This is a genomic window from Niallia sp. M35 (assembly GCF_050971705.1).
Classification (GTDB): domain Bacteria; phylum Bacillota; class Bacilli; order Bacillales; family Cytobacillaceae; genus Niallia; species Niallia circulans_A.
In genome coordinates this window covers 268,157-281,002 of record NZ_JBPCEP010000003.1, presented here as the reverse complement: position 1 = coordinate 281,002, position 12,846 = coordinate 268,157, and the positions used below count along the sequence as shown (strand labels likewise).

Below are 12,846 nucleotides of genomic sequence, written 5' to 3'. Positions count from 1 at the left end.
TGTTAATTTTAAAGGCCAGGGATTTTTTATGTATTCCTGGCCTTTAGCATAGAAGAATAGTTGATTTTTAATTCACCTATTCAAGAATGAACCTTATAATCTTTGATTTTAATTTGTATGCTTTTCAGCCATCTTTTTATGCTTATCCAATTCGGAAATAAAATGGGGCCATTTTAAAATACCATCATCTTTATCAAATTCGATAATCACATCAGATACGCCTTTTTCTGATAAAATCTGCTTTTCAATTCGTTGTCTTATTTTATCTACTTGCTCAACGGTTAATTTACTATCGATTTCGATACTGAGTTCTACATGAAAATCTTCCCCTTCTTTGTAGACTGCTAGATCTTGGATATCGCGTACATCAGGATCTTTTATCGCGATATTGCCAATTGTATCTTGCATTTCTAAATCTGCTTCTCCTATAGCTCCTGCAGCGTTATCTAAAAAAACTCTCCCAACAACAATAAACATAAAAATGCCGATGATAATGGATACAACGCCTTCAGCTTGTTTAAAGTTTGTATATTCACTTACTATTACTGCCGCAATTGCTAAGATTCCTCCTGCTGTTGCTACGGAATCTTCTAAAAATACCAATTTTGTTGCAGGCTTGGCAGATTTTAAATAGGCAATGCTGGCAGAAAACAATTGTAAACCTCTTGTTTTTAAACCTGCTGTTGCAACAATTTCTTTCATTGCTTTAATTAAAACGGTAAATTCTAAGCAAACAGATATGGAGAGGATAATGATAATGAGTAAAAAGCCTGTTGATTCTTGTGGCTTAAAAACATGATCAAGCCCTTCGCGAATTGTTTCATAAGCCATAATTCCAACAATTAAAACCGCAAATAATAAAACAACATTGACAAGTCTGCCAAATCCTCCTGGAAAGCGTTTTGTTGGAGCTTTTTTACTTAATGCAGATCCAATAAACACAAAAAATTGATTGGCTGCATCACCAAGGGAGTGCATTGTTTCAGCAAACATCGCCACATTGCCGGTGAGAAAGTAAGCAACTCCTTTTAATAAGGAGATAACGGTATTTACTAAAGCAGCAAGCAGAGCTGAACGGTTTCCATTCTTTAATAATAATAAGAATTCCTTCATCCTATCTAATACCCTTCTTCCTCAGTAAAGGTCGTATACAAATAAAAAGAGAACTTCCCGTTTGTAACCAATTAAAGTTTAAGTGGTTACATTGTAAGGGAAGCCTCTATTAACTTCTAATTGATACTGAAAAAAACGTGTTCATTAAATTTTTTTCGTAAGTCTATGGTGTTATCAGACAATCGTTGAATATGTATGTCTAAGAAGTAGTAAATCCGGCATTTTTAAGCTGATTCGCTTTTTTCAACCGCACTGTTCCAATCAGGAAAATAATGGAGCGCATGGCGCATTAAATCTGGATGGCTTTGTTTTATCTTCTTTTTATTCATATTCATGCCATTTGAGCGTAATTGTTGAATGGCCAACAATACTTCATCAGCATTCATGCTAATATCCATGGACCTACCTCCTTTTAAATTTATTCATATTATTTACCAGTTCAACATATTTTATTCGCTTTTTCCGTAAATATTTCTTGGGAAAGCGCAAAAAATGCGCTATAAAGACAAATGTTGACTTCTCTACCTAGTTTAATGTCGAACTCTTTTAGGAAGGCAGCACTTCATTGTACGAATGTCTATTCTTTCGCTATAATTGGGAGGGGAATGAGAAAATAGAAGGACGTGATTTTAAAAGTGAATAGCAAAAAGTTGCTTATGATTCTTCCTTTCGTTGTATTAATGTTTAGTCTTTTAGGGATTAATAATGTTTCTGCACATGCTTATATTACAAATTCAAACCCTAGTGAGAATGAAATATTAGAGTCAGCGCCAGAGAGAGTATACATAGAGTTCAATGAAAAGATCCAAACTGGTTTTAAAATATTAAATGTTTTAAATTCATCGGGAGAAAGAGTAGACAAGAAAAATGTAGTCATTAATCCTGATACAGAAAAATCAATGGAAGTTGATCTAAAGTCAGATTTACCGAATGATATATATACGGTAGAGTGGAGAGTTGTTTCTGCTGATGGCCATTCTGTGTCTGGGATGATTCCTTTCAGCATTGGGGAATTACCGGATGGTGCAGATTTTCCAACTCAACAGGACAGTGGTAATCTAGTAAGTTTTATAAGCACGATGATCAATAAAGGCTTTCTTTATATAGGTTTTTCTGTCTTTATGGGATTATTGTTATTCTATACATTTTGGTATAGAAATAATAAATTATCCGCTAAGCTAGTAAAAAGAACGAAAAGAATTTCTATTATTGCTGTCTTATTACTTGCTATTAGTATTATTAGTGCATTAGTTATTCAAACACAAAGCTATGCTGGTGTAAGTCTATTAGCTAGTTTGAAGCCAAGTAATTTAATGGAAACATTGACAAGTACAAAGGAAGGAATTATTTGGATTGTACAAATGATCCTTTTAGCTATTTTATTCCTTGGACAACGATTTATTTGGGCAAAAGAAGCTTATTTAGATAGAAAACATTGGATAATTCCTGGATTAGCATTTATAGGCATCATGCTTTCAAAAGCATTTCTTGGCCATCCTTCCAGTTCACCTTATGAGACTGTAGCTATTGTACTTGATTTCTTTCACTTAATAGCAGCATCTATTTGGCTTGGCGGAATGATTGTTATTATTCTCTTTTTACGAGAAGGCATATTTGCTAAAGAAGGGGAAGGGCATGATTTATATTGGGGAACTATGGAGAATTATTCATTATGGGCCCTTTTTACTGTTGCGGTTTTAGCCATTTCTGGTGCAGTAAATGCTTCCTTATTAATTCCTGATTTTCAGTCATTAGTAAGTACGGCATATGGAAAGGTTTTGCTTATTAAAATTGGTTTACTTGTATTAATGTTGATTTTTGGTGCATATCACCTCGTTAGCAGACTTCTATTAAGAAAGAAAGACTTTTATAAAAAATCAATAAAAGTGGAAATTACACTTGGCATATTAATACTGATAGTAACTACAGCATTTACTCAAATACAGACACCGACCTTGCCTATCGACCTGCCATTTTATGAAGAAGCAGAACTTGGGTATAATGAAAATATCAGTTTATCGATCACACCTAAGAAAACGGGTGTGCAAAATCAGTATGAAGTATTTGTATTTGATAATAATCGTAAGCCAATTGATCCCGTGGAACAAATTACAATTAGTTTAAAACAGGGAGACAAAGAAATGGCGTTTCCATTAACGAAGGAAAAGGAAGGACATTATTTTGCAGAGAATCTTCAATTAAATCAGCCGGGAAAATGGGATGTAGAAATACATGTGTTAACCGATAAATTAGAATCACTGGATTATTCTTATTCTATTGACATAAGATAAAGTTTCATATAGAGGGCAATGGGAAATAGAGAAGAGGATAATTATTTCTCGGGAAAGCGCATAATCAGACAGGATTTTTAGAAGAGAACGTCGTATAATAGCGAATAACATAGAAAGCAATCGGTTTTAGTAACAAACTTGTTCGCTATTACCGAGGATTTTCAGACTATAGGCAAATACCTAAAATAATTATGGGGTTTGTCTATAGTCTTTTTTATTAGCTAAATGAGAGATTGTCCTTTAAAATGTGCCAGTCTTTCTTATCGAGAAAAATTTTCATGCTAATGCACGCGAAAGGAACTTTTTTTGATGACGGAATAATATAAGCGATGTCCTATAATACCAGCGATAAAAGTTAGGATAATGTCTTTTATTAAAGGTAGAGCCATCCAACTCCACATTAGTTGGTAGGTAAACCCTTCTGGTGCAGCATACCAAAGTTTGTAGGACATATACATCCAACTAGTCCCAATGATGTAATTAATCAATAATCCAATGAAGGCGCTAAAAATATAGAATGGGACGGTTTGCTTTTTTTCGATTAAGGAACCCACAAGAAATGCTGTCATAATAAAAGCTAAAATAAATCCAAACGATGGCCTAGTAATCACCATAAGACCGCCAGATATCCCCGCAAAGATAGGTATTCCAATAAGTCCAACAAGCATATATACAAACATCGCCACACCGCCTAACCTTTTCCCAAGAATCAACCCTGCAAGAATAGAAAAGAAAGTCTGAAGAGTTACGGGAACACCTCCAATTATAAGAAAACTTGTAACATTTGCTCCCACCGCCATAAAAGCAACAAATAAGGCAATCATTGTTATATCTATTGGCTTCCACTGTTTCAAAATGGCCACTCCCTTTTGTTTAATTTCTGTAATAAATATACTTCTCTAATTAATTTGTGTCAACTTATAATTTTAATTGGTTAACATATAAAAATACATATATTTTGTTTCTCTGTTCATACTAGAAATAACAAGAAAGGAGATGTTTGCATGAAAAAATTAAAATATCCATTCATAAGCATCTTTTTGGTAAGCTTATTCCTTATGCAGCTTAACGGTCCTTTACATACAGGTGCGGAAGAGCTGCCTTCCTATGTAAAATGGGGGAGAATTGCCATAACAAAAACGCAAGAAAAATATCCTAATAGTGAAGTTACTGATTATCTTCATGTAGGCAAGGAAGATAAGAAAGGAACATCTGTGGAAAAGTTTAAACTAATTGTAAACAAAGATCAAAAGGAAATTGGTGTATTTGTTCATTTAACTTTTGACACCCGCACAGAACGACTATTGTCGGTAGATATGCAGGAAACAAAGCCTTAATTTTCGAAAAACTCTCTAAAAGAATTGGTTTTAGAGAGTTTTTTTGTTTTAATAGAAGAAAGAGAAGTAAAAGGGGAGAAATTATGATAGGGAATATACAAAAGATTATGCGCTATCCAATAAAATCATTTACTGGAGAAAGCTTGGAAAAGGCACGGATTATGTCTTATGGAATATACGGCGATCGTAGTCATGCTTTTATCGATAAAGCAAATAATAAACATCTAACAATAACACAATACCCTAAAATGGTTACATATAGAGCAGGCTTTTCAGGAGAAGAGTCAATAGAAAAATTTCCTGATTTAACTATAACTGCAAATGATGGCTCGGAATATATTTGGGGGGAAACAGCATTACTAGAAAGATTAGAACAAGAAACGAATCGGACACTAGATTCAATTACCTATGCTCCGACCTTTGTTCCCTTTCCAGCAATTGAAGAAGGCAATCTTTTATTAATTTCCACAAAGGCCCTATCAGAATTATCTACATCATTTGGTGAATCAATTGATGAGAGAAGATTCAGAGGAAATATTGTCTATGATCTCCAAGAAAGTGGTATAAACGAACAAGATCTACTAGGGAAAAAAATAAAAATCGGTTCAGACGTAATTCTGAAAATTAATAAGTTTTGTGAAAGATGTATGATCATAACTGTAGATCCAGAAACAGGCATCCGACAGCCGAAGCTATTAAAACAGATAGTTAAAGAGCGAAATAACCATTTTGGTTTATATGCAAGTGTGATTCATACTGGAATTATTCATATTGGTGATGAGATAGCTATTTTATAAAGAAATGGATAAATACGGATGGTAGAAACATAAAAGTAAATTATTTAAAGTTGAACAATCTATAATTACGAGTATCCACCCGCCATTTCCTTCTGATTTAATGGCTATTGATGATTTAAATAACAAGTTAGTAGAAATGGTATATATTCAATTTAATTTTTTCCAATAAAACAGAAAAATTTTGAAACTTAATTCCTAACTATCCGTATGAATTTATGAATATATAGACAAGAGTATTCGTAAAGGATGGGATTTACATTGGTTAGGAAACAAAAAGCTTCAACATTTCTGGAAAAATATTGGGTATCTTCTATTAGCGTATTTGTATTGTCACAAATATTCTTTTTTACTTCAGAAGCCACAGGATGGATACTTAAATACAGAGATATGGATGGAACAATATTTGGGAGGCTTCTTGACAGTTATATTATCACTGAATGGTTTAATTTCTATGAAACACCACAGTATAATTTACTTACTGTCTTTTTTGTCGTCTTTTTTCTTGTGCCCGGAATAATAAGTGCGATAATAAAGATTTTTACTCGCGGTAAATAATAATACCATTGCGGATTTAAGCTGTAATAATAGATATGTGTGCAAGTGGGGAATAGAATAACGCTGGTGGCCATATTTAAACACTGCTGCTATTAAGCTGCCTGCTTATAGAAAAATGGTAGGATAGCGAAATATCTATTCAGGCAGTCAATTTATAGTTATTAACCCAGAATAGGTACCTAAATTTTATAACGGGAAGTTAGAAGATGAAAATTAAAACAAGAAAGCGTAACAGTTTTTTTAAAGAGGTATTATTTGAGGTAGTAGGGGAAGTAGTCTGGAATATTGTACTGTTTATACCAAGAATGGTATTTCGTTTAATTAGTAGCATTTGGTAAATAGTTAGTTGATGTTTAATTAGTTACAAATTAAAAGACTATAGCAGCTTGTCATCCAGAAACATTGCTTCATTCAAGTTTTGGGGAAGATGTCTGAGATACACTACCGAATAAAGCAGCAGAAACATACTAAGATTAATAGCACAAACCAAGGCCATGGTTTGTGCTATTAATCTTAGTATGTTTGTATTATGTTTAATCAAACGTTTGTTTAAATGAAATATTATATTGCCATCTCCCACAAAGATATGATATAGTTACCTAGGTAATTATTTTTAGATCGGAGAAAGCAATGAACACGACTCATGATTTATTCCATTCTATCCAGCAGCTCGCACGACAATTAACCAAACAATTAAATACAGCACTTGAGCCATTTGATATTTATAGTTCTGAATGGGCAATTTTGTATGTATTAAAAAAGAATGGTCCCCTTACCCAAAAGGAAATCGCCGATTATCTATCCATAGAACCCCCTCCAGTAACACGTACCATAAAGAAGCTCGTGGAGAAAAAATATGTTCTGCAAATAAAGGGAGAAGACAAGAGGACAAATAGAGTTTTTCTAACAGATTTTGCTATACAGCAGTATGCGAAATGGGAAGCAGCTGTTCTGCAAGCAAATCAGGAGTTACTTGAACAATTGCCAATCGAATCTCGAAAGACTTTACAACACATAATTTTTGAATGGACTCATTCATTAACAATCAAGGAGGAAAAGAATTGAATAAAGAACCATTATGGACAAAGGGATTTATCCAAATATGGATAAGTAACTTTTTTTTATTTATGACGTTTTATTTTTTATTAGTTTCATTACCAATTTATGCGATTCGAGAATTGAATGGAAAGCAGTCTACAGCAGGCTTAATTGTTACGGTATTTATTATAACAGCTATTCTCATCCGCCCAGTAGCTGGTAACTTGATGCAGAAGTTTGGCAAAAAAGCTATATTTGTTACTTCATTACTTATTTTCTTAGTGGCAGCGGTTTTTTATTTATTTACTGATTCAATTACTAGTTTGCTCATCGTTCGCGCAATACACGGCATTGGATTTGGTATGGCTACAACTGCAACAGGAACGATTGTTGCAGATATTTTGCCAAGTTCTAGAAGAGGAGAGGGCATGGGGTATTATTCGATGAGTATGAATTTAGCAATGGTAGTCGGTCCATTTATCGGACTGCAAGCAATTAACTCATGGGGAACTTCTACCTTGTTTACATTGGCGCTAATTTTTGCTTTCTTTGCGATTCTAACAGGTGGATTTATGAAACTAGAGTCAGATATGGAGACAGAGAGAGTAGACAAAGAAGCAGAGGCGAAAAAAGGATTTCAATTTGATAGAATTATAGAGAGTACGGCAGTAAAAATTAGTATCGTAGCAGCGATATTTGGGATTGTTTATTCATCGATTCTTTCATTTGTTTCGGTTTACGCTGAAAACAAAGGATTTATAAGTGTTTCAGGATATTTCTTTGTGGTTTACGCTATCTTTATGTTAATAGCAAGACCTTTTGCTGGTAAGTGGTTTGACCGCTATGGTGCAAATAAAATTGTTTATCCGTGTATCATCTTATTTTCCATTGGGATGATTATCCTGGGGACTGCACAAACAGAATGGATGTTCTTACTTTCTGCTGCATTAATCGGCTTAGGATATGGATCAATGTTTCCATGTCTACAAACCATTGCGATTCAGAAAGCAGCGCCACATCGAAGAGGGCTTGCAACAGCTACATTTTTATCCATATTTGATATAGGAATAGGGTTCGGCTCCTATATTGTAGGAATTATTGGTGATGCTATTGGGTTGAATTCATTCTATTCATTAAGCAGCATTTATATTTTAATCGGCATTGCTGTTTATTACTATTTGCATGGTAAAACGATTAGAAATGAAACGACAGTAGCTAAGGAAGAACAATTAAATACAAGTGCTTAAAAAAAGACTCTCCTTTTAGAAATGGAATTTTTCTAAAAAGGAGAGCCTTTTTATTATTTTGCCTTTGTGACCACTTTTTTAACAGGTTTGCTGACATTACCAGATGTATCTTTTGCCGTAATAGTTAAAGAGGTTTTTTCTTTTTGCTTTTTAATTTTGATAGAAAAAGCTCCTTTTTTATTTGTTTTTCCTTCTGCTAATACTTTGTTGTTTCTTTTAATGATAATGGTCGCATTTTTTTCAGAAGTTCCTGTCACTTTTGTTGTTTTCGTCGTGATCGTATTTACTTTTGGCTTAGCAGGAGCTATTTTATCTACTACTGTAATAGTCTTCGCTTTACTTATATTTTTTGCCTTATCTGTAGCTGTAACACTGATTTTCGTATTTTCTTTTTGCTTTTTAATTTTAATCGTATACTTTCCTTTTTTATCAGCAACTGCAGAACCGAGCTTCTTTTTGCCTGCTTTGGCAGTAACAGTAGAATTAGCTTCCGCTTTACCAGTGATTTTATCTGATTTATTACTGATTGTTCCCGTTATCGTTGGCATGGGAGGTGGAGTGTTATCCACAACTTTTACGGTTGCTGGTTTACTTGTATTTTTTGCACCATCTGCAGCTGTTACAGATACAATTGTATTAGCTTTCTGTTTTTTGATTTTAATAGCGAATTTCCCATTTTTATCTGCATTTCCTTTACCAATCAATTTCCCCTTAACCTTTGCATTAATATAAGCAAAAGGTTCACTTGTACCTTTCATCAAACTATCATTATCGCCAAGTTTTTGAATCGTTGGTAAATTTGGAGCTTTCGTGTCTCTTTGAACAGTCGTTCTGAGGGAAGTACTTGCATTTCCATTTTTGCTTGAAAGTTGGATATACATAAGCTTATCCGGTTTTTGTAAAGGTATTTCTACTGTAAACTTGCCATTTTTGTCTGCTGACGAAGAATAGGTTTTACTGCCAAGTTTTACACTTACTTTGCTTCCTTGTTCAGCTGTCCCGGTAAGTAATCGAGTACTATTATAAACAGGATTAATTTTTGCGTTTAATTTTAGAGCACTAAAAGCAGAAAATGCGTTTAATCGCCCCCAGCCAGATACTTTATCAAAACCGATGGGATTACTACTAGCAGGTAAATCTTCTGGATATTCTTCCGAAAATTCATTTTCAGGATTGTCATTTTCCTTAAAAACAATAGATGTTGTTGTTTCAATTAAATATTTTTCTACTTCTTTAGGCTTCAGCTTTCCATTTAAAGAAAGCAATAATCCAGCTACAGCAGATACATGTGGAGTAGCCATTGAAGTACCACTGTATAACACGAGATTTCCATTGGGAACCAGACTTGGAATGTTGGAACCTGGTGCAACAAGCTTAAGCTCTTTTCCATAACTTGAATAATCAGCAACGATATCTAAATCGTTGGAAGCCCCAACAGCCGTTACATATTTGGAAGAGCCCGGATAATCAAGGCCTTCATAACCATTATTTCCGCTTGCGGCAATAATAGTGACATTTTTGCTGTTGGCATATTGCAGCATGGACTCAATTACTCTACTATAACCACCACCCAAACTCATGTTGATAACTTTTGCACCATGATCTACTGCATATTTAATTCCTTTTGCAATTTGTTCCGTGTCACCAGAGCCAGATGCATCTAATATTTTGACTGGCATAATTTTTGCGTTTGTATGGATGCCAGACATTGAATAGCCATTATTTATGCCCGCTGCAATAATGCCACTTACATGTGTGCCATGATTATTGTCATCATATACATTGTCTGATTCGTTAATAAAATTATAACCCGCTGTGATTTTATTTTTTAAATCGGCTAATGAAGCATCCACACCAGTATCTAAGACAGCAATTTTCATTTGTTTAACATCAGTAGATTGTTGAAGCTGATAAAGCTTTTCAAATTGAATATCAGCACCATTTTTCCCATTTGTTTGGGCAGTGTTTTTTAATGACCATTGGTAAGGTGCAGAAACATCACTTGGCAAGGATAGTAAGGTATACTGCTGTACAGGCTCTATATATTCTACTTCTTTTGCTTTTTGAATCTTGTTAATAAGAGTATTAGCACTTTTCGTTGTGTATTTTCCTTCCTTTAATTCAAGGGTAAACATGCCGTCAGCAATTTTTTCGCTTCCTTCTAAACCTTTAATCGTTTGAGCAGAAGCCTTACCCAAGCTGTTTTTTAAAGAAGAAACTGTTTTACCAGCTTTCATTTTTACAATATATTTATTATTTATCTCTTTGTTCGTAATACTTGAACTGGAAGCTCCTAATAAAGTAAAAATGTCATCAAGCGTTTTTCCTTCAATATTAGATAATTCTACTTTGTTAGCGAGGGTTGAAATCTTAGTTTGTAAAGCGGTAGGAGAAGCTTCTAAGGCGATTTCATACAAATTATTTATTGCTTTTGCTTCGTTTTTCCCTATCTTATAGGTGCTACTTGTACCATTATCAAGCAGATTAGCGAAAATCGGTTTTAATGTATTTAAATTTGTTAATACATCTTGTCTTAGCTGCTTATTAAATATCATTTTCGCTGATAAAAATGGAGATACTTGATAGTATAAAGAAGATAGTTTTTTCCCATTTGCGGTTGAAGACAAAATGGTATCTCTAATGGTACGTAATTGTGTAAGGAGTGGTTGATTGTCCTTTGTCTCCTTAGTACTTAATTCAACTGGACATGCTTCTTCTGTTTCAACAGTAGGAGCTTGCTTTGTATCCGTTACTTTTAAGGAAAATTGACTATTCGGTTCAGGTACTTCCTCTTCTTCTATGTATTCCTCGTCATCTGTGTTGGAATAATACTCAACCTTAATATAGTATGGCCCTTCCCAAGCAATCGGGAAGTAAATGACGCCCTTATTATCCATAAAGCTAACGGCGTTATATCGATCGAAGGTGTTGTCTGACATAGCATTATCTTTACTTGAATATACGCTAATATTCATTTCTTCCGTCGAATTCAATTCGACCTCCAGGTGAGTTGCTTTAGTCACGACAGATTTTGGATCAATCTTAAACCATTTAACATATTCATCTGGCTGAAAGCTCGAGGATAACTCTTTTCCGATTGAAAGAGTATCAGCTGAAATTTCTCCTTCTGATGCTAGAATCTCTTTCGATGGCATGGCGCTTAATACTAATGTCACCGTTAATAACAAAGCAAATAAGGTTTTCCATTTACGCTTTTTATACATAATTCTCCTCCTATTAGTAATATATTACAAATCTATTAAAACACCTTTCTACCTCTTTGTCCTCATATTTTTTGTATTTTTAGAAAAAAATGTATGTTATCAATTTCATTTAATAATATAGAAAGCAGATCGACATTTTCGTTTTATGAAAATAAAAACCAATTTACTTTGGAATATGATAGAATAGTCTAGTAAATATTGTAAAGAAGGAGTTCCAAATCACATGAACGAGCCATTATTTTTTAAACCAGTATTTAAAGAAAGAATTTGGGGCGGTACAGCACTACGTAGCTTTGGGTATGATATTCCCAGTGAAGTAACAGGAGAGTGCTGGGCGTTTTCAGCACATCCTCATGGTCAAAGTATGGTGAAGAACGGATCATTAGCGGGTAAAAACTTAGAAGAGTTATGGGAGAATCATCGTGAGCTTTTTGGAAATATGGAAGGTGACCGTTTTCCTTTATTAACAAAAATATTAGATGCTAATCAAGATTTATCTGTGCAAGTGCATCCAAATGATGACTATGCAAAAGTTCATGAAAATGGAGAACTTGGTAAAACGGAATGTTGGTATATTATTGACTGTCAGGATGGAGCAGAAATCATTTTTGGGCATCACGCGAACACAAAAGATGAATTAACAACGATGATAGCGGAAAATAAATGGGATGAATTACTAAACAAGGTACCAGTGAAAAAAGGTGATTTCTTCTTTGTACCTAGCGGAACGATTCACGCTATTGGTGAAGGGATTATCATCCTTGAAACGCAACAAAATTCGGATACCACATATCGCGTATATGACTATGATCGTACAGATAGCGACGGCAATAAGCGAGAGCTGCATATTGAACAGTCAATTAACGTTACAACTGTTCCACATCAATTAGCGGCAACTACTCCACTTGTTAAACAACAAGGAAACATGGAGATTACTAAATTTGTTACATGTGATTATTTTACAGTAGAAAAATGGGTGTTGGACGGACAGTCTACTAGAGAACAAGACCAAGCTTTTTTACTATGTAGCGTAATTGAAGGAGATGGATCTCTGCAAAAGGATGGCAAAGAATTCACTTTCCAAAAAGGGGATCATTTCATACTGCCATATAAATTTGGTGAATTTGAATTGGCTGGGAAAGCAGAGCTGATTGTTTCCTATATCTAAAACGAATTTGCAAAAATAAAAAAAGAGTGTCATTTGGATACTGATCTCCAAAAGTTAGAATAACAATACTAACTTT

General features: G+C 34.2%; 12 protein-coding genes. 8 read left to right on the top strand and 4 right to left on the bottom strand.

Annotated features, from left to right (window positions below; translation table 11 throughout):
- Positions 1-108: 108 nt before the first annotated feature.
- Complete coding sequence (locus NiCM35_RS05195; protein ID WP_095328900.1) at positions 109-1,113, bottom strand: cation diffusion facilitator family transporter; 1,005 nt, start codon at positions 1,111-1,113, stop codon at positions 109-111.
- A 224-nt stretch (positions 1,114-1,337) separates the two neighbouring features.
- A complete protein-coding gene (locus tag NiCM35_RS05190) occupies positions 1,338-1,511 on the bottom strand; it encodes a hypothetical protein (protein ID WP_164463637.1) in 174 nt (57 codons plus the stop codon).
- A 237-nt stretch (positions 1,512-1,748) separates the two neighbouring features.
- Here NiCM35_RS05190 and NiCM35_RS05185 point away from each other — a divergent pair, with 237 nt between their 5' ends.
- Complete coding sequence (locus NiCM35_RS05185; RefSeq protein WP_433778821.1) at positions 1,749-3,404, top strand: copper resistance CopC/CopD family protein; 1,656 nt, start codon at positions 1,749-1,751, stop codon at positions 3,402-3,404.
- Between the two features lie 281 nt (positions 3,405-3,685).
- Here NiCM35_RS05185 and NiCM35_RS05180 read toward each other — a convergent pair whose 3' ends face one another.
- Entirely contained in the window at positions 3,686-4,258 is a 573-nt protein-coding gene (locus NiCM35_RS05180) for a biotin transporter BioY (RefSeq protein ID WP_235850211.1), read from the bottom strand.
- Positions 4,259-4,408: 150 nt separating this feature from the next.
- On the opposite strand from NiCM35_RS05180, the gene NiCM35_RS05175 reads away from it, so the two are divergent.
- The 6 genes from NiCM35_RS05175 to NiCM35_RS05150 all read left to right on the top strand — a co-directional run bounded on the left by NiCM35_RS05175 (position 4,409) and on the right by NiCM35_RS05150 (position 8,378).
- Positions 4,409-4,741: a DUF3889 domain-containing protein gene (locus NiCM35_RS05175; RefSeq protein WP_095328898.1), complete on the top strand. Its 333-nt coding sequence runs from the start codon at positions 4,409-4,411 to the stop codon at positions 4,739-4,741.
- 83 nt (positions 4,742-4,824) lie between these two features.
- Complete coding sequence (locus NiCM35_RS05170) at positions 4,825-5,538, top strand: MOSC domain-containing protein (RefSeq protein ID WP_206426401.1); 714 nt, start codon at positions 4,825-4,827, stop codon at positions 5,536-5,538.
- A 258-nt stretch (positions 5,539-5,796) separates the two neighbouring features.
- Positions 5,797-6,093: a YfzA family protein gene (locus NiCM35_RS05165; RefSeq protein ID WP_095328974.1), complete on the top strand. Its 297-nt coding sequence runs from the start codon at positions 5,797-5,799 to the stop codon at positions 6,091-6,093.
- Between the two features lie 206 nt (positions 6,094-6,299).
- A complete protein-coding gene (locus tag NiCM35_RS05160; protein ID WP_275068594.1) occupies positions 6,300-6,431 on the top strand; it encodes a hypothetical protein in 132 nt (43 codons plus the stop codon).
- Between the two features lie 292 nt (positions 6,432-6,723).
- The gene (locus NiCM35_RS05155) at positions 6,724-7,158 is read left to right on the top strand and encodes a MarR family winged helix-turn-helix transcriptional regulator (RefSeq protein ID WP_095328896.1); all 435 of its coding nucleotides are present in this window, start codon (positions 6,724-6,726) and stop codon (positions 7,156-7,158) included.
- Positions 7,155-8,378 carry an MFS transporter gene (locus NiCM35_RS05150; RefSeq protein WP_095328895.1) on the top strand — a complete coding sequence of 408 codons (1,224 nt, stop codon included), beginning with the start codon at positions 7,155-7,157 and terminating at the stop codon, positions 8,376-8,378. The genes NiCM35_RS05155 and NiCM35_RS05150 overlap by 4 nt, the downstream gene beginning before the upstream one ends.
- A 53-nt stretch (positions 8,379-8,431) precedes the next feature.
- On the opposite strand, the gene NiCM35_RS05145 is transcribed toward NiCM35_RS05150, so the two are convergent.
- Positions 8,432-11,602 (bottom strand): S8 family peptidase, encoded by a 3,171-nt coding sequence (locus NiCM35_RS05145; RefSeq protein WP_433778816.1) that lies wholly within the window; start codon positions 11,600-11,602, stop codon positions 8,432-8,434.
- Positions 11,603-11,825: 223 nt separating this feature from the next.
- On the opposite strand from NiCM35_RS05145, the gene manA reads away from it, so the two are divergent.
- Positions 11,826-12,770 carry a mannose-6-phosphate isomerase, class I gene (gene manA / locus NiCM35_RS05140; protein WP_123257724.1) on the top strand — a complete coding sequence of 315 codons (945 nt, stop codon included), beginning with the start codon at positions 11,826-11,828 and terminating at the stop codon, positions 12,768-12,770.
- Positions 12,771-12,846: the final 76 nt, after the last annotated feature.

Coding starts and splice junctions, on each gene's coding strand:
- NiCM35_RS05145 (WP_433778816.1), bottom strand. CDS start 11,602: ATGTATAAAAAGCGTAAATGGAAAACCTTATTTGCTTTGTTATTAACG.
- NiCM35_RS05175 (WP_095328898.1), top strand. CDS start 4,409: ATGAAAAAATTAAAATATCCATTCATAAGCATCTTTTTGGTAAGCTTA.
- NiCM35_RS05170 (WP_206426401.1), top strand. CDS start 4,825: ATGATAGGGAATATACAAAAGATTATGCGCTATCCAATAAAATCATTT.
- NiCM35_RS05190 (WP_164463637.1), bottom strand. CDS start 1,511: ATGGATATTAGCATGAATGCTGATGAAGTATTGTTGGCCATTCAACAA.
- NiCM35_RS05195 (WP_095328900.1), bottom strand. CDS start 1,113: ATGAAGGAATTCTTATTATTATTAAAGAATGGAAACCGTTCAGCTCTG.
- NiCM35_RS05155 (WP_095328896.1), top strand. CDS start 6,724: ATGAACACGACTCATGATTTATTCCATTCTATCCAGCAGCTCGCACGA.
- manA (WP_123257724.1), top strand. CDS start 11,826: ATGAACGAGCCATTATTTTTTAAACCAGTATTTAAAGAAAGAATTTGG.
- NiCM35_RS05160 (WP_275068594.1), top strand. CDS start 6,300: ATGAAAATTAAAACAAGAAAGCGTAACAGTTTTTTTAAAGAGGTATTA.